The sequence below is a fragment of the Microbacterium sp. P26 genome, from assembly GCF_023712585.1.
GTDB lineage: Bacteria > Actinomycetota > Actinomycetes > Actinomycetales > Microbacteriaceae > Microbacterium > Microbacterium algihabitans_A.
This window is the reverse complement of the sequence record NZ_JAMAXZ010000001.1, coordinates 482319-500398: the sequence shown is the minus strand read 5'-3', so window position 1 is coordinate 500398 and position 18080 is coordinate 482319. Positions and strand designations below refer to the sequence as shown.

The 18080-nt window shown below is 73.2% G+C and carries 16 protein-coding genes; 5 read left to right on the top strand and 11 right to left on the bottom strand.

What is annotated here, in order from left to right; all coding sequences use genetic code 11:
- Positions 1 to 14: 14 nt before the first annotated feature.
- Together M3667_RS02430 and M3667_RS02425 are read right to left on the bottom strand one after the other, a co-directional pair.
- Positions 15 to 449 carry a hypothetical protein gene (locus M3667_RS02430; RefSeq protein WP_230704316.1) on the bottom strand — a complete coding sequence of 145 codons (435 nt, stop codon included), beginning with the start codon at positions 447 to 449 and terminating at the stop codon, positions 15 to 17.
- Between the two features lie 105 nt (positions 450 to 554).
- Positions 555 to 1484 (bottom strand): NADP-dependent oxidoreductase, encoded by a 930-nt coding sequence (locus M3667_RS02425; RefSeq protein ID WP_251504449.1) that lies wholly within the window; start codon positions 1482 to 1484, stop codon positions 555 to 557.
- Between the two features lie 87 nt (positions 1485 to 1571).
- Here M3667_RS02425 and M3667_RS02420 point away from each other — a divergent pair, with 87 nt between their 5' ends.
- Complete coding sequence (locus M3667_RS02420; RefSeq protein WP_251504448.1) at positions 1572 to 2069, top strand: MarR family winged helix-turn-helix transcriptional regulator; 498 nt, start codon at positions 1572 to 1574, stop codon at positions 2067 to 2069.
- Positions 2070 to 2133: 64 nt separating this feature from the next.
- Complete coding sequence (locus M3667_RS02415) at positions 2134 to 2340, top strand: DUF3499 family protein (protein WP_136587001.1); 207 nt, start codon at positions 2134 to 2136, stop codon at positions 2338 to 2340.
- A gap of 71 nt (positions 2341 to 2411) precedes the next feature.
- Here the strand turns inward: M3667_RS02415 and M3667_RS02410 are convergent, their stop codons facing one another.
- Positions 2412 to 3242: an RDD family protein gene (locus M3667_RS02410; protein WP_251504446.1), complete on the bottom strand. Its 831-nt coding sequence runs from the start codon at positions 3240 to 3242 to the stop codon at positions 2412 to 2414.
- Positions 3243 to 3258: 16 nt separating this feature from the next.
- Between M3667_RS02410 and M3667_RS02405 the strand changes: the two genes are divergently transcribed.
- From M3667_RS02405 to katG, 3 genes are all read left to right on the top strand, one after another.
- Entirely contained in the window at positions 3259 to 4254 is a 996-nt protein-coding gene (locus tag M3667_RS02405; protein WP_251504444.1) for a stage II sporulation protein M, read from the top strand.
- Between the two features lie 95 nt (positions 4255 to 4349).
- Positions 4350 to 4811, top strand: coding sequence for a Fur family transcriptional regulator (locus tag M3667_RS02400; protein ID WP_144828844.1), 462 nt, complete (start codon positions 4350 to 4352; stop codon positions 4809 to 4811).
- Complete coding sequence (katG, locus tag M3667_RS02395; RefSeq protein WP_251504442.1) at positions 4808 to 7060, top strand: catalase/peroxidase HPI; 2253 nt, start codon at positions 4808 to 4810, stop codon at positions 7058 to 7060. The genes M3667_RS02400 and katG overlap by 4 nt, the downstream gene beginning before the upstream one ends.
- 552 nt (positions 7061 to 7612) lie before the next feature.
- On the opposite strand, the gene M3667_RS02390 is transcribed toward katG, so the two are convergent.
- From M3667_RS02390 to M3667_RS16695, 8 genes are all read right to left on the bottom strand, one after another.
- Positions 7613 to 8572: an NAD-dependent epimerase/dehydratase family protein gene (locus tag M3667_RS02390; RefSeq protein ID WP_251504441.1), complete on the bottom strand. Its 960-nt coding sequence runs from the start codon at positions 8570 to 8572 to the stop codon at positions 7613 to 7615.
- Entirely contained in the window at positions 8569 to 11217 is a 2649-nt protein-coding gene (locus M3667_RS02385; RefSeq protein WP_251504440.1) for an alpha/beta fold hydrolase, read from the bottom strand. Before M3667_RS02385 ends, M3667_RS02390 begins: the two co-directional genes overlap by 4 nt.
- Entirely contained in the window at positions 11214 to 12236 is a 1023-nt protein-coding gene (locus tag M3667_RS02380) for a 3-oxoacyl-ACP synthase III (protein WP_251504439.1), read from the bottom strand. Before M3667_RS02380 ends, M3667_RS02385 begins: the two co-directional genes overlap by 4 nt.
- 125 nt (positions 12237 to 12361) lie before the next feature.
- Positions 12362 to 13663 (bottom strand): DUF58 domain-containing protein, encoded by a 1302-nt coding sequence (locus M3667_RS02375; RefSeq protein WP_251504438.1) that lies wholly within the window; start codon positions 13661 to 13663, stop codon positions 12362 to 12364.
- On the bottom strand, positions 13663 to 14592 hold the full coding sequence (locus M3667_RS02370) for a MoxR family ATPase (protein ID WP_230704525.1): 930 nt from the start codon (positions 14590 to 14592) through the stop codon (positions 13663 to 13665). The genes M3667_RS02375 and M3667_RS02370 overlap by 1 nt, the downstream gene beginning before the upstream one ends.
- 146 nt (positions 14593 to 14738) lie before the next feature.
- The gene (locus tag M3667_RS02365) at positions 14739 to 15905 is read right to left on the bottom strand and encodes a DUF4350 domain-containing protein (protein ID WP_251504437.1); all 1167 of its coding nucleotides are present in this window, start codon (positions 15903 to 15905) and stop codon (positions 14739 to 14741) included.
- Positions 15902 to 16558 (bottom strand): DUF4129 domain-containing protein, encoded by a 657-nt coding sequence (locus M3667_RS02360; RefSeq protein ID WP_251504436.1) that lies wholly within the window; start codon positions 16556 to 16558, stop codon positions 15902 to 15904. Before M3667_RS02360 ends, M3667_RS02365 begins: the two co-directional genes overlap by 4 nt.
- A complete protein-coding gene (locus M3667_RS16695; RefSeq protein WP_308196423.1) occupies positions 16555 to 18039 on the bottom strand; it encodes a glycerophosphoryl diester phosphodiesterase membrane domain-containing protein in 1485 nt (494 codons plus the stop codon). The genes M3667_RS02360 and M3667_RS16695 overlap by 4 nt, the downstream gene beginning before the upstream one ends.
- Between the last annotated feature and the right edge of the window lie 41 nt (positions 18040 to 18080).

Genomic DNA, 18080 nt, shown 5'->3' with positions numbered 1-18080 from the left:
CGCGCGGGTCGGGCTCAGAAGAAGCGAAATCGCTCGGGACCGAGGTCCCATGGATCGCGGTCGAGGTACTCGGCGGCGGCGCGGAACACGGCGCCTTCGATCATCATGCGGCGGTGCAGGTCGTCGTCGTGGTGCGGGTGACCGAGCCGCTCGATCGGCACGCGGTAGAGGATGATGCGCTTCTCGTCGCGCAGCACCGTCCAGCGCGGAATGCCGTCGGCTGCCGCGGGGGGCATGATGCCGATCTCGAACGACACCTCCCGCAGATCGGACCAGGCGGAGCGCAGGAACTCCGCCGCCGCGCCGACGGCGACGTCGAACCGCTCGACGCGGGTGTCGATCGGGGGGAGGGGCGGACGCACGATCGGGCTGCGGTTCTCGCGGCCGTGCCGCCCGTGACGCGAGGGGCGGGCCACGGGTCGCGCTTCGCGGGACCGACGACGCATCATGCGTTCATCCTACGTTCGCGGGCCGACCCGCGGTCATCCGGCGGACACCGGACGGCCCGCGGGTCGGCATCGGCGCACGAGACGCCGAGGCGGGCCGCGATCGACTCACGGGACGACGACGACCTTGCCGGCGATGCGTCCCGCCATGGCCTCGGCGTGCAGAGCGGGCAGGTCGACGAGGTCGATGCGCCGGTCGACCTCGACGGTGAGCTCTCCCGCGTCGACGAGGGCGACGATCTCGGCGAGCCGCGGGGTGTCGGCCCGGACGAAGACGGTCTTGGCGTCGACGCCACGGCGATCGTCGCCGGGGGTCGCCATGAACGCCGTGGTGCTGACCACGACCCCGCCGTCGCGCACGAGGGCGACCAGGGCGGCGAAGTCGTCGGGGTCGAGAGGGGCGAGGTTCAGCAGCACGTCGACGGGTTCGCCGACGGAGTCGAGCAGTGAGGCGCGCGTGCGGTCGACGATCTGATCGGCTCCCGCCGCACGCACGGCGTCGAGGCTGCGGGGGCTCGCCGTCGCGATGACGTGCGCCCCGGCGCGGTGGGCGAGGCGCACGGCGTGGACACCCACGGCTCCTCCCGCGCCCACGATCAGCAGCCGCTGACCGGCGCGCAGCCCGCCGTCGTCGAAGAGCGCCTGCCATGCGGTCAGCGCGACCGAGGGGAGGGCGGCCGCGTCGACGAGATCGACGGCGCGGGGAGCCGCCGTGACCGCATCGGCCGGGGCCACGACGAACTCCGCGGCGCCGCCGTCGGTCTGCATCGGGAGGAACCCGACCACCGGCTGACCGATCTCGAGATCGTCGACGCCGGCGCCGATCGCATCGACCGTGCCCGACACGTCGTAGCCGGGCACGTGGGGGAGCTGGACGGGAATGGGGAGGAATCCGGCGCGCATGCCGTTGTCGGCGGCGTTGAACGCGGATGCCGCGATCTTCAGTCGCACCTGCCCCGGGCCGGGTGCCGGCAGCTCGACGTCGTCGAGTCGCAGGACGTCGGGTCCGCCCACTTCGTGGAATCGCATGGCCTTCATGGGGTGTCCTCTCCTTAGTGCTTCGGATTCGAAGCAGTACGGGAACGCTAACACTGCTACGAACTCGAAGCAAGATAGGATCTTGATATGACACGGAACACCGCGGAGGTCACCCCCACGCAGCTCCAGGCGTACTTCGCCTTCACCGAGGTGAGCAGCCTGCTGCGGCATGCGGTCGAGAAGCAGCTCCGCGATGCCGGCGAGCTGAGCTACGTGCAGTTCCAGCTGCTGGCGACCCTGGGCGACAGTCCCGACGGGCGTCTGCGCATGACGGATCTGGCCGACCGGGTCGTCTACAGCCGCAGCGGTCTGACCTATCAGGCGCAGGTGCTCGAGGGGCGGGGGCTGGTGACCAGGGCGCCGTCGCCCGACGACGAGCGCAGCGTCGTGGTCGCCCTCACCCCGGCGGGGCGCGACGTGCTCGCCGCCGTGTTCCCCGGCCACATCGATGCGTTGCACCGCCTGCTCTTCTCGTCGCTCACCGACGCGGACATCGCCGACCTGGGGCGGATCCTGCAGCGCGCCGCCGACCACCTGCGCGCGGATCCGCCGCGCTCCGCCGCCCCGCGTCGGCGCAAGGCATGACGCGCTGGGCGATGCGCGGCGCGGCGTCGGCGCGGTGTCGGAGGGGGTGGCTAGGCTGACCGCGATGCGCGACAGACTCTGCTCGAAGGTGGGATGCGCCCGCGAGGCGATGAGCACCCTCACCTACGACTACGGCGACCAGATGGCGGCCCTCGGCCCGCTGGGCCCCGCCGGTGATCCGCACGCCCACGATCTGTGCGCGATCCACGCCGACCGCCTCTCGGTCCCCAAGGGTTGGGTCGTCGTGCGACACGAGACGCTGCGCGCCTGAGCTGCTGAGCGCCCTCCCGGGCGTGAGATGCACGTCGTCGTCGCGGCGCCGATCATCGGCGACTCCCGCGGTCAGGCGCGCTCGGTGAGGGCCGCAGCCCGCTCGTTCTCGAGAAGCAGGGCGCGGTACTCCCGGTCGCGGCGCACCGACGACACCGCCCGCACGAGCATCTCGGCATCCACCGGGGGGACGGGCGAGACGTGCGGGCGCACCGACTCGGCCAGCGACGCGGCGACGCGGGCCCGTGCCGCGGGCTCGAGGGCGTCGGCACCGCGCACGAACTGCGCCATGCGCGCGGCGAGCCGGTCGGGCAGGCGCGAGACGTCGGCGACGGCCGCCCACGCCTCCATGCCCGGGGGCAGTCCGGGAGCGGGTGGGGGAAGGCGGCGGGTGCGCGTGCGCTCGCTCGCGGTGCCGGCCAGCAGATCGCCCAGGCGCTGCGCGCGCGGCGTGAACATGCCGACCACGGCGGCGATGGCGCCGAAGGTGAACCAGATCTCGAGCACGCCGGTGAGGGCGCGGATGAGGGCCTGACGGAAGCCCGCGGCCCCGCCATCGGTGCGCGCGATGCGCGCGCCCACCGCGAGCCGGCCGAGACTGCGGCCGCGGGAGAGGGTCTCGACCACGGTCGGGATGGCGACCATCACGAGGACGAACAGCGAGATGACGCCGATGCCGATGGCCGATTCGGGAAGCGCCCCGTTGGTCACCAGCGCCGTGAGCAGGATGGCCCCGCCGATGAGCACCGCGGCGCCGACGACGAAGTCGATGAGGCACCCGACAGCGCGCAGGAAGAAGCCGATCGGCTGCACGTCGAGCGCGACGGCCTCGCCCGTCAGCGTCTCCTCGGCGCTCTCGTGCACGAGAGCGACCGCGGGAACGGGGGTCGACGACGAAGCCATGCGTACAGTTGACCACATGGACCTCGACGCCCTCACGGCCGCGCGGCGGGACGAGTGGGCGCGCCTCGACGAACTGGGCCGTCGCCGGCGCCTGCGCGGGGCCGAGGTCGACGAGCTCGTGACGCGCTACCGCGCGGCATCCGCCGATCTCGCCGACATCAAGACCTCCGCCGGCCGTACGCCTGAGGGCGACTACGTCTCGGTGCTGCTCGCCCGCACGCGCCTGCGCCTCACCGGGGTGCGCGAGAACGTGCTGAAGCAGCTGCCGCGGTTCTTCGTGCTGCAGCTCCCGGCCGCGCTGTACCGCGTGCGCTGGACCACGCTCGGGGTGGCGGTCTTCTTCGTGATCGTGGCGACCCTCATGGCGCTGTGGATCTCGGGCGATCCCGCCGCCGTCGCCTCGCTCGGCGCCGAGAGCCAACTGCAGAACTACGCCGACGAGCAGTTCGTGAGCTACTACCGCGAGAACCCCAACGCGATCTTCGCCGGCACCGTCTGGACCAACAACGCGTGGATCGCGGCGCAGTGCGTGCTGTTCGGCGTCACCGGCATCTGGCCGGCGATGGTCATCATGCAGAACGCCGTCGGTGTGGGGCAGTCGGCCGCCATCATGATCGCGTTCGACCGGGCCGACGTGTTCTTCCAGTTCATCCTCCCGCACGGCCTGCTCGAGCTCACGGCGATCTTCGTCGCGGGGGCGGCGGGCCTGCAGATCTTCTGGGCGTGGGTTGCGCCGGGCCGGCGCACGCGGGCCGAGGCACTCGCGGCGGCCGGGCGCTCGCTGGCCACGATCGCGGTCGGGCTCGTCTTCGCCCTCGCCCTCTCGGGCGTCGTCGAGGGCTTCGTGACCCCGCGCGAGTGGCCCTGGCAGATCAAGATCGCCATCGGTGCCGCGGCCCTCGGGGTGTTCCTCTTCTACATGCTGTGGGTCGGGCGTCGCGCGGCGCGAGCGGGCGAGACCGGCGATCTCACCGAGTACGAGGCCGGAACCCCGACGCTCACCGCGGGGTGACGGCATCCGGTCATTCGGTGATCCATCGCCCGGCGTTCCCGACCGTTCCCCGGCGTGTCATTTTTGATTCACTCAAAACTAGCTAGGCTGGCGACATGCTCGACAGTCAGCCGGATGCCGCCGCGGATGCCCTCATCCGCGGAGCCGGGCTGCGGGTCACGGCGACACGCGTCGCGGTGCTCGACGCCCTCCGCGCCCGGCCGCACGCCACCGCCGACGACGTCTTCGACCGCATCGTCGGCTCCCTCCCCGGAACGAGCAAGCAGTCGGTGTACAACGCGCTCGGCGATTTCGCCGACGCGGGACTCGCCCGCCGTATCGAACCCGCCGGCCACGCCGGCACCTTCGAACTGCGCGTGGGCGACAACCACCACCACGTGGTGTGCACGCGCTGCGGCCGCATCGACGACGTGGACTGCGTCGTCGGTTCGGCGCCGTGCCTGCACGTGCCGGAGGGGAGCGGTTATCTCATCGAGACCGCCGAGGTGACGTTCTGGGGCGTGTGCTCCGATTGTCGAGCCGAATCCGAAGCCGAAAAACCGAGAGGATCCCGATGAGCGACACTCTGAACGGATGCCCCGTCTTCCCCGACGGCGCCGCCCCCGACGACAACCGACTGCCCGTGGGCGAAGCCCCCGCCGACAGCGAGCCCGCCGGCGCCCTGCCCCACCCCACCCAGGGCTCCGCCAACCGCGTGTGGTGGCCCGAGAGCCTGAACGTCAAGATCCTCGCCAAGAACAACGCCCTGCGCGACCCGCTCGACGAGGGCTTCGACTACAAGGCGGCGTTCGAGGCGCTCGACCTGGATGCCGTCAAGAGCGACATCCAGCAGGTCATGACCACCTCGCAGGACTGGTGGCCCGCCGACTTCGGCCATTACGGCCCCCTCATGATCCGCATGGCCTGGCACAGCGCCGGCACCTACCGCGTGACCGACGGTCGCGGCGGATCGGGCGCGGGGATGCAGCGCTTCGCCCCGCTGAACAGCTGGCCCGACAACGTCAACCTCGACAAGGCCCGTCGTCTGCTCTGGCCGGTCAAGAAGAAGTACGGCCAGTCGATCTCGTGGGCCGACCTCATGATCCTCGCCGGCAACGTCGCGCTCGAAGACATGGGCTTCCCGACCTTCGGCTTCGCCGGCGGCCGTACCGACGTGTGGGAGCCGGACGACGACGTGTACTGGGGCCCCGAGACCACGTGGCTCGGTGACGAGCGCTACACGGGCGACCGCGAGCTCGACAAGCCGCTCGCCGCCGTGCAGATGGGCCTCATCTACGTCAACCCCGAGGGCCCGAACGGCGAGCCCGACCCGCTGAAGTCGGCTCGCGACATCCGCGAGACCTTCGGCCGCATGGCCATGAACGACGAGGAGACCGTCGCCCTCATCGCGGGTGGACACACCTTCGGCAAGACGCACGGCGCGGCGAGCGACTCGCACGTCGGCGTGAACCCCGAAGCCGCCGACATCGAGGATCAGGGCCTGGGCTGGAAGAACAGCCACGGCACCGGTAAGGGCGACGACACCATCACCAGCGGCCTCGAGGTCACCTGGACCTACCACCCGACCCGCTGGGACAACGAGTTCTTCCACATCCTCTTCGGGTACGAGTGGGAGCTCTTCCAGAGCCCCGCGGGCGCGCACCAGTGGCGTCCCGTCAACGGCGGCGGCGCGGGGCTGGTTCCCGAGGCGCATTCCGACGGCCGTCGCGAGCCCCGCATGCTCACCAGCGACCTGGCGCTGCGCGTCGACCCGGCGTACGAGAAGATCTCGCGCCGCTTCGCCGACGACCCCGCGGCGTTCCAGGACGCCTTCGCTCGCGCATGGTTCAAGCTGACCCACCGCGACATGGGACCGCGCGAGCGCTACCTCGGCTCCGAGGTGCCCGCCGAGGTGCTCGTGTGGCAGGACCCCGTGCCCGCCGTCGACCACCCGCTGATCGACGAGGCGGATGCCGCCGCGCTCAAGAAGCAGATCCTCGACAGCGGCCTCACGGTGCAGCAGCTCGTGACCACGACGTGGGCCGCGGCATCCACGTTCCGCGGGAGCGACAAGCGCGGTGGCGTGAACGGCGCGCGCATCCGCCTGGAGCCGCAGAAGAGCTGGACGGTCAACAACCCCGAGCAGCTGGCATCCGTTCTCTCCGTCCTCGAAGGCGTGAAGGCCGACTTCGACGCGCAGGGCGAGAAGAAGGTGTCGATCGCCGACCTGCTCGTGCTCGCGGGCAACGCCGGTGTCGAGCAGGCCGCCCTCGCCGGCGGCGTCGAGGTCGAGGTGCCCTTCACCCCCGGCCGCACCGACGCCTCGCAGGAGCAGACCGAGATCGAGTCGTTCCGCTGGCTCGAGCCGGTCGCCGACGGCTTCCGCAACTACGCCTCGCGCTCGACGCGGCTCCCGGCGGAGTTCCTGCTGCTCGACAAGGCCAACCTGCTCACGCTCACCGCTCCGGAGATGACCGTGCTGGTCGGCGGCCTGCGCGCGATCGGCGCGAACTGGGACGGCAGCGACTGGGGCGTGTTCACCGACACCCCCGGCGCGCTGACCAACGACGTGTTCGCGAACCTGCTCGACCTCGGCACGACGTGGAAGCCGCTCGACAGCGGCAAGCACGCGTTCGAGGGCACGAAGGACGGCTCGGGCGAGAAGGTCGGCATCGGCACCCGTGTCGACCTGGTGTTCTCGTCGAACTCCGAGCTGCGCGCGCTCGCCGAGGTCTACGCCTCCGACGACGCCAAGGAGAAGTTCGTGCGCGACTTCGTCGCCGCCTGGCGCAAGGTCACCGAGCTCGACCGGTTCGACCTGGTCTGAGCCGCGGCGTCCGGAAGGCCCGTCCCCTCGCCGGGGGGCGGGCCTTCCTGCGTGTGGAGAGAGCCGCGCTGCGGGCTGACCGTGTCCCCCTTCTGATTGTCTGAGCCGGCGTCAGGCGGCCCTTTTCGGGACATGCTCTGCGCGGAGGGGGACGCGGGGGTCGGGGCTGGCCATGTCCCACCTCTGGTTGTCTGAGCCGGCGTCAGGCGGCCCTTTTCGGGACATGCTCTGCGCAAAGTGGGACGCGGGGGTCGGGGCAGACCGTGTCCCACTTCCGGCTGTCTGGGCGGGGGCCAGGCAGCCCCTTTCGGGACATGCTCTGCGCAAAGTGGGACGCGGGGGTCGGGGCTGACCATGTCCCACTTCTGGTTGTCTGAGCCGGCGTCAGGCGGCCCTTTTGGGGACATGCTCTGCGCAAAGTGGGACGCGGGGGTCGGGGCTGACCATGTCCCACTTCCGGCTGTCTGGGCGGGGGCCAGGCAGCCCCTTTCGGGACATGCTCTGCGCAAAGTGGGACGCGGGGGTCTGCGGAGGAGGCCGGATGCCGCGGACTCAGGCGCGCGCGAGGCGGCGCAGGCCCTCGTCGAGCGAGACCGCGGGCGTCCACCGCAGGTCGCGGCGGATCTCGGTCTGGTCGAACCAGTGCGCGGTCGACAGCTGCTCGGCGAGGAAGCGCGTCATGGGCGGCTCGTCCTCACCCGGGCGAACGGCCCACACGCGCTCGATGAGCGACCCGGCGGCCTTGGCGAGGCTCGCGGGCACGCTGAACCGCGGGGGCGTGACGCCCGAGGCGCGGCAGATGCCCGCCAGCAGGTCGCCGACCGGCCGCGGTTCGCCGTTGGTCAGCACGTAGGCGCGTCCGCTGACCTCGTCGACGCGGTGGAGGGCGGCGACGATCCCGGATGCTGCGTTGTCGACATACGTGGAGTCGATGAGCGCCGTGCCGCCGTCGAGCAGCGGCAGCGTGCCCCGGCGGGCGCGAGCGACGACGCGCGCGATGAGCTGCGTGTCGCCCGGTCCCCACACGAGGTGCGGGCGGATGGCGACGAGGGCGGTGTCGCCCCCGGCGCGGGACAGAGCCAGCAGCTCGGCCTCGGCCTTCGTGCGGGCGTACTCGCCGTGCGCGGCCTGCGGATCGGCGGGCTCGGCGCCGACACCGGCGAGGGCGTGACCGGCGTGAGCGACCGAGGGCGACGACACGTGCACGATGCGGGCGACCCCGGCCGCGGCCGCGGCGTCGAGCAGGGTGCGCGTGCCTTCGACGTTCACGGCGCGGAACTGCGCGGGGTCTCCGGCGAGCGAGACCTTCGCCGCCAGGTGCACGATCCCGTCGATCCCCTCGAGGGCGGATGCCACGGCAGCCGGATCCGTCACGGAACCCAAGCGGTCGTCGGCGCCGTCGACACCCGAGGGGCGGCGCTGCAGGGTGCGGACGTCGTGCCCCGCGTCGTGCAGGGCGCGGACGACCGCGCGGCCGAGGAACCCGGACGCACCGGTCGCGAGCACCTTCACGGCGCGCTCGGCTTCTCGCCCGCGAGCACGCGCTCGGCCCACGCGGAGACGCGGGTGCGGTCGATTTTGGAGTTGTGCCGGATGTCGGTCGGCAGCGTCGGCACCACCAGCACTGCGGCGAGGCGCTGCGCGGTGGCGGCGCGCACGGCCTCAGTGAGCTCGGGGGAGGCCAGGCCCGGGCGACGGGCGCCCGCCTCGACGACCGCGACGACGACCTGCCGGCCCGCGGGTCCGACCCCGACCGCCGCCGCGCGCTGCACGGCCGGAACGGTCTCGACGTCCTGCTCGATGCCCACCGGGGTCACGGGACCCTCGGCGCAGGTGATGACGTGGGGGAGGCGCCCTTCGACCCACAGTCGGCCGTCGGCGTCGAGGTGCCCGACGTCGCCGGTGCGGTGCCACCGTTCGCCGAGGCCGCGGCGGGCCTCGCGGTCGGTGAGGTGCAGGCGGAAGTAGCCGCGTTTGAGATGCGGTGCCGAGATGACGATCTCGCCGGTGACCCGCGGCTCCGTCGTCGTGTCGTCGGACGAACGGCCGAGCTCGTCGAGAGGGGCGATGCGCACCTCGCCGGTGCCCAGCGGACGACCCACGCACACGCCGCTGTCTCCCGCGGCGGCCTCGATCTCGGGCAGGGTCACGTCGGCCACGAGCAGGCACTCGGTCATGCCGTAGGGGGTGTGCGCGACGGCGTTCGGCATGAGGGCCTGTGCCCGACGCAGGAGGTCGATGCCCACGGGCGCGCCGGTGGACAGGAACGTCTCAACGCGCGAGAGCGCGGCCCGGTCGGCATCCGTCAGCCCTCCGGAGGTCGCGACGACGTTGGCCACCGCGGCGGGGGAGAGGAACACGATCCGCGCGTCGGATGCGCGCACGGCTGCGGCGACCGCTGCGGCGGTGAGGGTGCGCGGGGCCGAGACGTCCATGTCGGGCGTCGCCGAGCGCGTGCCGAGGGCGGGGCCCAGCAGCGCGAACGGGGCGAAGCCGGTGACGAGCCCCGTGTCGGCCGTGACGCCGAAGTGGGCGGCGAGGGTGTCGCGGAGGGCCGAGAGCTGCGCGTGCGTGTACACGACGCCCTTGGCCGGCCCCGTGGACCCCGAGGTGAACAGCACCGCGGCGTCGGCGTCGGCGGCGGGAGGAGCGGGCAGGGGGCGGCCCCGGCCGGCCAGGGCGAGGTCGGCGAGGCTCGCCTCGACCCCGAGCGCGCGCGACGAGGCGGCGGGGAGCGCCGCGGCCGAGATGCGTCGCCCCGGCCACCCGAGGGCACGGGCGGCGGCGAGGCCGGCCACCTCGCCGATGACGACGTCGGGCACCGCGCCGCGCACGGCACGGGACAGACCCCGGATGCCGAGACCCCGATCGGCCACGACGACCACGGCCCCGATGCGCAGGCACGCGTACAGGGCCGCGGTGAGGGTGGGACCGGGCTGCACGAGCAGCGAGACGCGGTCGCCCGCGCGGACGCCGAAGGCGTCGAGACCCGCGGCGAGCTCGTCGACCCGCGTGGACAGCTGACGCCAGCTCACGTTCAGGGGGCCGTCGCCGCGCGCGGTCGTCATGTCGATCACGGCGGTGTCGTCGTCGTCGCGGCGCGCGTCGAGGGCATCCCACAGGCGGCCCGTGGGGGCCGGACGCTTCCGCGACGAGGCGCGGCGCGTGCGGGGGGCTGCCGGCGCGGCATCCGGAACCTTCTCGTCGAGCCAGTCGAGCACGACGTCGGCGTAGGGGCGCTCCTCGGCGAGGAGATGTCCGGCACCCTCGAAGCGGTGCACATCGGCGTGGGGCAGACGCTCGGTGAGGTCGTCGAGGTGATCCTCGCCGAACACCGGATCTTTCGGGCCGCGCAGCAGCAGCGCCGGCACCTCGAGCTCGCGCAGGCCCGCCGACATGCGGTGCAGGGCGGGGGTGCTCTCGTGCGCGGCGGTCGCGGGAATGTCGGCGACGAACCCGCCGATGCCGCGCCGACGCGCGATCGTCGCGTACGGGGCGCGGAAGGCCGCGCGCACGTCCGGGTCGAGGTCGGCGAGGGCGAGTGTGACGTCGAGGAACGCCGTCGTGCCGGTCGTGCCGGCCGCCAGCATGCCGCGGGCCGTCGCCACGCGCAGCGCGAAGGGCAGCTCGGCCCCGTCGGGGTGATGCACGGCGGTGTTGAGGGCGATGACGGCCGCGAGGCGGTCGCGGTTCTCGACGGCCCACCCGAGCGAGACGGGCCCGCCCCAGTCGTGACCGATCGTGACGATCGGACCCCGGATGCCGAGCTCGGTCACGAGCGCGTCGAGATCGGCGATGCGCTGGGCGAGGGTGCGGCGCAGCGGAGTGCGCTCCGAGAAGCCCATCTCGAGCTGGTCGACGGCGACGACGCGCCAGGGCGTCGCCCCCGCGTCGGCACGGGCGAGAGAGGCGTTCACGAGAGCGCGCCACAGGTACGACCACGTGGGATTGCCGTGCACCGCGACGATCGTGCCGCGCGGCTCGATGCCGCGTTCGGCGAGGGCGTCGCCGGTGTCGAGCACATGCCAGAGCCGGGTCGCACCCGCATCGGCGAGCACTCCGTCGACGCTCACGAGCCGCGAGAGGGCGGGATCGAGGCCGGGGAGACCGGCCGGGGGCAGGGTGGCCTGCGGACCGATCACGCGGGGGTGACTCACCAGGCCAGCTCCAGCATGCCGGTGTTGAGTCCGGAGCCCACTCCCATCAGCAGCACGCGATCACCCCGCCGCAGCGTCTTCTGCTCGGCGGCCAGGGTGATGGGGATCGACGCCGGGCCGACGTTGCCCAGTTCGGGGTAGGTGACCGGGACGCGGTCGCGGTCGAGCTTGGCGGCCCGCACGATCGCGTGGGTGTGCACGGATGAGACCTGGTGGGTGACGTAGCGGTCCATGCCCGTCCAGTCGAACTCGCCCTTGGCCTCTTTCCACGCCGAGACGACGAGGTCGAGGCCGCCCTTGAGCAGCGCCTTGGCGTCGGTGAACATGCCGTCGACGCTGCCGACGCAGAGGTCGTAGAACTGGGTCGCCGCGCGCGTCACGCCACCGACGATGCGGTGGCCCTCGGGGTGGTCGCTCGCTCGACCGAGCACGGCGGCGGCCGCACCCGAGCCGAGGGTGAGCGAGGCGAACTCCTGCATGAACGCGTCGCGGTCGAGGTCTTCGCGCACGAGACGGTTGATCGTGTTGACCTGGATCTCGTCGGCGTCCTCGCCGTTGACGATGAGGGCGTACTTGACCTGACCCGACTGGATCATGCCGGCGGCCAGGCTCATGCCGTTGATGAAGCCGAGGCAGGCGTTGGCGACGTCGAAGTTGATCGCCGAGCTCGGCAGGCCCAGACCGTGGTGCAGGCGCACCGCGACCGAGGGCTCGAGGTGCTTGCGGGTCACCGAGGTGTTGATGATCAGGCCGATCTCGCTGGGATCGACCCCGGCCTCGGCGAGGGCCTGCTTGCCCGCGGCGATCGTGGCCTCATCGGACGACTCGCCGTCGGCCCAGTTGCGGCGCTCGTTGACGCCCGCCACACGGCGGAGCAGCCCCGGCTTGAGCTTGAGTCGCTTCAGCGCGGGAGCCAGACGCTCCTCGATGTCATCCGACGTCGTGATGCGGCTGGGCAAGACGCTCGCCACCGACACGAGGGCCACATCGTCGAAGTGCGTAGTGGCGTTTCCTGGCAAGAGAGCTCCCGCATCCTGTGCGTAGACGGCAGAGCCGCGCACGGAGGGGACGCGCAGACGGCTGGAAGGGTACCCCCCAGGATAGGCCGCGTCGTATGTCGCGGGCTGCATGCGGGCTGGACGTGCTAAAGGCGACCGGCGGCCTTGAGCGCGAGATAGCGGTCAGCCACGAGCGGGGGGAGGTCGTCGGCCGAGGCCGACACCGCGTCTCCTCCGGCGCGCACGACCGCGTCGCGCACGCGCTGCGCGTCGTGGCGGGCGCGCTCGACGGCGGCGGCGGCGTAGACGTCGGCCGCGTCGTGATGAGCGGGAACCTCGCCCGGGCCGTCGGTGGCCGTGGCCACCAGCAGGCGTGAGCGCGCGGCGACCGAGGGGAGGGCGGCGAGGAAGGCGCGCGCGGCCTCGGGGTCGTCGGCCGCGGTGAGCAGCACGATGAGGGCGGGGCGCACCGCGAGCCCCCGCACCTGGGCGAGGGCGGCGTCCCAGTCGGTGTCGATGAGCTGCGGATCGACCGGGGCCATGGCGTCGACGAGAGCGGGCAGCAGCTGCGTGCCGTCGACGCGCGTCACGCGGGCGCGGGGCACGCGGTCGAACATCACGAGGTGCACGTGATCGCCGGCCCGCGAGGCCAGCACCGACAGCAGCAGTGCCGACTCCATCGCGGCGTCGAGGCGCACGCCGTCGCCGACGCGCGCCGCAGCCGTGCGGCCGGTGTCGATGACGATGACCACGTGCCGGTCGCGCTCGGGTCGCCACGTGCGCAGCATCGTGGTGCCGGCGCGGGCCGTCGCTCGCCAGTCGATCGAGCGCACGTCGTCTCCGCGCACGTACTCGCGCAGGCTGTCGAACTCGGTTCCCGGGCCGCGCACCTGCAGCGTGGTGTTGCCGTCGAGCTCGCGCAGGCGCGCGAGACGCGAGGGCAGGTGCCGGCGCGAGGTGAACGGGGGCAGCACGCGCAGGCGGGCCGGGGCGTCGACCACGCCCTGGCGTCCGGCGAGTCCGAGCGGCCCGGCCGCCCGCACGACGACGAAGGCGCTGCGCAGCTCGCCGCGGCGGCGGGGGAGCAGGGGAAGAGGCGCCCCGCGCCGCTCACCGGGCGGCACCGTGAATCGCTGGCGCTCCGCGGGGGCGCCGGCGGTCGGCTGCCACGCGTCGCGCACCCGCGTCCGCAGCGTGCGGGTGCCGAGGTTGCGCACGCGCAGCTCGCCCGCGACCGGCTCGTCGAGCAGGGCGCGCTCGGGGTGCGTGCGGGTGATCTCGACGCGTCGCGGATCGGCGGCCAGAGCGCGGTCGACCAGGGCGAGCACCGCGCAGAGCAGGAGCCAGCCGCCCGCCACGGCCCACGCCGACAGCCCCGCCGTGCTCAGCAACACGAGGGGGACGACGCCGAGGGCGACGAGCAGGGCGAGACGGCCGGTGACGAACATCAGATCGGAACGCGGGTCTGCTGCAGGACCGAGGTGAGGATGGCATCGACCGACACGCCCTCGATCTCGGCCTCGGGGCGCAGGCGGATGCGGTGGCGCCACACCGGCACGAGCATGGTCTGCACGTGGTCGGGCGTGATCGCTGGGTATCCGCCGAGCCAGGCCCAGGCCTTCGCCGCCGCGAGCAGGCCCGTGGTCGCACGCGGGCTCACGCCCAGCAGCACCGAGGGGCTCTGGCGCGTCGCGCGGGCCAGGTCGACGACGTAGCCGAGCAGGTCGTCGTCGACGGCGACGGATGCCGCGGCGCGCTGCGCGGCGAGGATCTCGGATGCCGTGACCACGGCATCCACCCCCGCCTCCTTCAGGCGTCGAGGGTCGAAGCCGCGCGCGTGGCGGCGGAGCACGTCGACCTCCGCCTCGCGATTCGGCAGGTCGACGACGAGCTTGAGCAGGAAGCGGTCGAGCTGGGCCTCGGGCAGCGTGTACGTGCCCTCGTGCTCGATCGGGTTCTGCGTCGCGGCGACGAGGAAGGGATCCGGCAGGGGGCGGCTCTCGCCGTCGGACGAGACCTGGCGCTCCTCCATGGCCTCGAGCAGAGCGGCCTGCGTCTTGGGAGGCGTGCGGTTGATCTCGTCGGCGAGCAGGACGTGCGTGAAGACCGGACCGGCGCGGAACTCGAAGCCTCCGGCGCGGGCGTCGTACACGAGCGAGCCCGTGACATCACCGGGCATGAGGTCGGGGGTGAACTGCACCCGCGCGGTGTCGAGGCCCAGCGCGCGGCTGAACGAGCGCACGAGCAGGGTCTTGGCGACGCCGGGCACGCCCTCCAGCAGCACGTGCCCGCGCGAGAGCAGGGCGATGAGCAGACCGGTGACGGTGCCGTCCTGCCCGACCACGGCCTTGCCGACCTCGAGGCGCACGCGGTGCATCGCCTCGCGCAGGGCCGCGTCGTCGGCATCCGGAGCGCCGTTCGCCGGGGTCGACGATGACTTGGGCGCTGCGTCGGCCGGCTGTGCGGGTGCGGTCTCGGCCGGGAAGGCGGGCGCGGGCCAGGTGGGCGATTCGGGGCTGTCGGTCATCGTGTGGTCCCTTCGGGTCGGACGGCGGCGCGCACGCTCGCCTCGAGATCGCGGAGTCGGTCGGCGGCCGCGACCAGGTCGCGATCGGTGGTCGGGGTGTCGTCGACGAGGATGCCGCGCACGACGGAACGGTCGGCACCCAGGCGTTCGGCGACGGCGTCGGCGACCTCGGTCGCGGGGGTGCGGTCGGTCAGGCCGAGCAGGCGCACGAGCCGCGCGCGGCTGGCGCGGCGCAACTCGTCGAGGGCGTGGCCGGCGTCGCGCGCCGAGGCGTACAGACGGGCGCGACCCTCGGTGGTCTCGTTCGCGCGCACGGTGACGGGCAGGCGTTCGACCACGAGCGGGCCGAAGCGTCGCCCGCGCCAGAGCGCTGCCGCCAGGGTCGCGGCGATGAGCAGCAGGAGGGCCGGCGTGACCCACGGCGGGGTCAGATCGCCGAGGGTGGGCGGGGCCGAGCCGGGTGCCGCGTCGGTGGGCGAGGGCACGTACCAGACGATCGTGGCCGTCTGCCCGAGCACGCCCAGGGCCAGGGCGGCGTCGCCGTCGGCGGGCAGGGTCGAATTGGTCAGGACGGACAACCCGTCGAGGGCCGTGACGCTCCCTCCGTCGGGGCGGTCGGCGGTCAACAGCGCGAACTCCCCGTCGACGGGGAAGCAGCCGGTGACCTCGTCGCCGGGGGTCATGAGTTCACCCGTCCGAGCCGCTCCGGCGTTCGCGGCGGCGGGCGCGGAGCAGTCGGCCCGCACCGCGCTGCCGTCGGAGAACCCGCCCAGCGTCGACCCGTTCAGCAGCACCGAGAGCGCGCGCGAGCGGGGTTCGACGAGGACGATGTGGCGTGCGCGATCGGCGAGCTCGGTGAGCGTGTCGTCGGACAGCATCGGGGCGTCGCGCATGACGAGGGTCGCGTCGTCGGTGGCGAGGGCGCGCTCGGCGGCCTCTCGATCGCGGGCGACGACGACCCGTGCTCCCTGCTGCTCGAGCAGGCGCACGACGGCGCGCGTGCCGTCGGGCCCGGCCGACTCGGGGTCGAGCACGGCGCGCTGCGAGTAGCCGCCGTAGACGAACGACCCGCCGACGAAGGCCACCACCAGCAGCCCGACGACGAGCGCCACCCACCCGAGAGCACTGCGGCGCCGCGAACGGACGGGAGCGGCGACGCTCACGGGGCGTCCACCGGCGTCGCGCGAGCCCGCACCGCGGCGTCGTCGAGGTCGGAGATGACCCGGTAGCGCTCGGCCGTGCCGGGTCGACGCAGGTAGCGCACGTCGTCGAAGATCGTCGCGGCGTCGTCGAGGGCGTCGGCGAGGCTCGGGAGGGCGCGGGCCGCCTCACGCGAGAAGGCGCGCACAGTCGCACCCGGCGGCGGGTCGACGAGTCCGCGCTCGCCGAGTCCGCGCGCGAAGGCGCGGAAACGGAGCACGATCGCCTCGTCCCATTCGCCGCGCGCGGCGGCGGCCGCCGCGTCGGCGCGCAGTTCGGAAGCGGAGCGCACGTCGTCGTCGTCGAAGAGCGCCCGGGCGGCGGGGGCGGCGCGGTTCGCGACGCGCGGTCGACCCCAGATGAGCACGGCGACCACGATGAGCGCGATCACGATCACCGCGATCACGATGAGGGCGGCCGGACCCCACCCGTCGGTGTCGGGCACGCGCAGCAGGTCGCCGAGGAACTTCGCGACGGCCTGGGCGATGCGGTCGATGAAGGTCGGCTCGGCAGCCTGGTACGACGGATCGCTCAGCTCCTTCTCGGCCCATTCCCGCGCTTGGTCGGGGTCGGGGAGCAGGGGGAAGGTCGCAGCGAGGGCGGGGAGCGCGATCATTCGCCTCCGCCCGAGCCGGGGGCCGCCCACGCCGTGGGGGCGGGCGGTGCCGGCGGCGCCGGCGGCGCGGGGGTGTCCGCCGCGGGCGGGTCGGCACGCGGGGAGTCGCCGGTCGACGGGGGAGTCCACGAGGGATGGTGCGGCGCCGGTGCGGCCGCCGGGGTGCCGGGGGCGGGGGTGCCCGGGGCGGGCGCGCCCGACGCGAGCGGCGCCGGCGCGCCGGACGGGGCCCGTGCGGGAGCGCCGTAGGGGGGTTGAGTCGGAGCGCCGTAGCCGGGCTGCCCCGGAGCGCCGTAGCCGGGCTGCGCCGGTGCGGCGCCATACCCCTGCGCCGGCGCGCCGTACCCCTGCTGCGGGCCGACGGCACCCGCGCCGTATGTCGGTGCGCCCCACCCGGCGTAGGCCGGGGCGGACCCGACCGGTACGGGAGCAGGTCGCTCGACCACCCGACCGACGCCCACCAGGTAGGGGTCGGGCAGAGAGGTCGCCCCGGCGTCGCGCTGCTCGACGTAGGTCTGCAGGTCATGGTCGAGGGCTTCGACGCGCATGCGGGCGTCGACGTAGACGAGCGCGGCGGAGGTCGACTGCACGACGAGGGCGATGCACTGCACGAGAAGGATGGCGAGCTGACCGATGAGCTGCACCACGAGGTAGCCCACGAACGCCTCGACTCCGGAGCTGCCCGTCGGATCGACCAGCACCGGGATGAGGCCGCTGACGAGGCTCAGGGGGATCGCCACGATCTGGGCGACGATGCCGAAGGCGATCGAGATGATCAGGAGAACCCCGAGCGTCGACCAGAACCGGCCGCGCGTCAGGCGCCATGAGCGTGCGACCGCGCGGAAGATCCCCGCGCGCTCGAGGATGATGACCGAGGGCACGAGGAAGAGCTTGGGCGCGAGCCACAGATAGCCGGCGACCAACACCATCGCCAGCAGGATCCCGACCGCGACACCGACCCAGATCACGCTGATCACGAGCAGGGTGACGATGCCCACGACCACCCCGATCACGATCAGGCCGGCGAGGGCGCTCAGGGCGCTGTAGCCCACGAGGCGCCAGAAGACGGGCTTCACCCGCGCCCACACGTCGCGCAGTCGCGGCTTCTCGGACACCACGGCGTGCGCGACCTCGGAGACGACGACGCCCTGGACCACGACGCTGAGCGCGCCGGTGGCGAGGCCGAGCACCAGGGCGGTCGCGGCGGTGATGACGGTGGAGCCCGCGAGGATCGCGTTGAAGTCGTCGCTGCCGGGGGGAACGGTGTCGAGCCGGGCGAAGCTCGCGATCGCGACGCCGCCCACCGCCGCCGTGAGCACGACGTACGCGATGGCCTGCACGAGGAGCGCGAAGCCGAGCAGCACCTTGGGGTTGTGTCGCAGCGCGACGAACGAACGGCTCAGGATCGTGCCGAACCCGTACGGGTGCAGCGGAACGATGCCGGGGCGGGATGCCGGGGTCCAGGCCGGATACGCGGTCACGGTGGCGCCTCCTCGTCGCGTGGCGATGTCCTCATCGTGTC

Excerpts from the sequence above, each read along its gene's own strand:
- M3667_RS02430 (WP_230704316.1), bottom strand. The coding sequence starts at position 449 with ATGATGCGTCGTCGGTCCCGCGAAGCGCGACCCGTGGCCCGCCCCTCG.
- M3667_RS02425 (WP_251504449.1), bottom strand. The coding sequence starts at position 1,484 with ATGAAGGCCATGCGATTCCACGAAGTGGGCGGACCCGACGTCCTGCGA.
- M3667_RS02420 (WP_251504448.1), top strand. The coding sequence starts at position 1,572 with ATGACACGGAACACCGCGGAGGTCACCCCCACGCAGCTCCAGGCGTAC.
- M3667_RS02415 (WP_136587001.1), top strand. The coding sequence starts at position 2,134 with ATGCGCGACAGACTCTGCTCGAAGGTGGGATGCGCCCGCGAGGCGATG.
- M3667_RS02410 (WP_251504446.1), bottom strand. The coding sequence starts at position 3,242 with ATGGCTTCGTCGTCGACCCCCGTTCCCGCGGTCGCTCTCGTGCACGAG.
- M3667_RS02405 (WP_251504444.1), top strand. The coding sequence starts at position 3,259 with ATGGACCTCGACGCCCTCACGGCCGCGCGGCGGGACGAGTGGGCGCGC.
- M3667_RS02400 (WP_144828844.1), top strand. The coding sequence starts at position 4,350 with ATGCTCGACAGTCAGCCGGATGCCGCCGCGGATGCCCTCATCCGCGGA.
- katG (WP_251504442.1), top strand. The coding sequence starts at position 4,808 with ATGAGCGACACTCTGAACGGATGCCCCGTCTTCCCCGACGGCGCCGCC.
- M3667_RS02375 (WP_251504438.1), bottom strand. The coding sequence starts at position 13,663 with ATGTTCGTCACCGGCCGTCTCGCCCTGCTCGTCGCCCTCGGCGTCGTC.
- M3667_RS02370 (WP_230704525.1), bottom strand. The coding sequence starts at position 14,592 with ATGCACCGCGTGCGCCTCGAGGTCGGCAAGGCCGTGGTCGGGCAGGAC.
- M3667_RS02360 (WP_251504436.1), bottom strand. The coding sequence starts at position 16,558 with ATGATCGCGCTCCCCGCCCTCGCTGCGACCTTCCCCCTGCTCCCCGAC.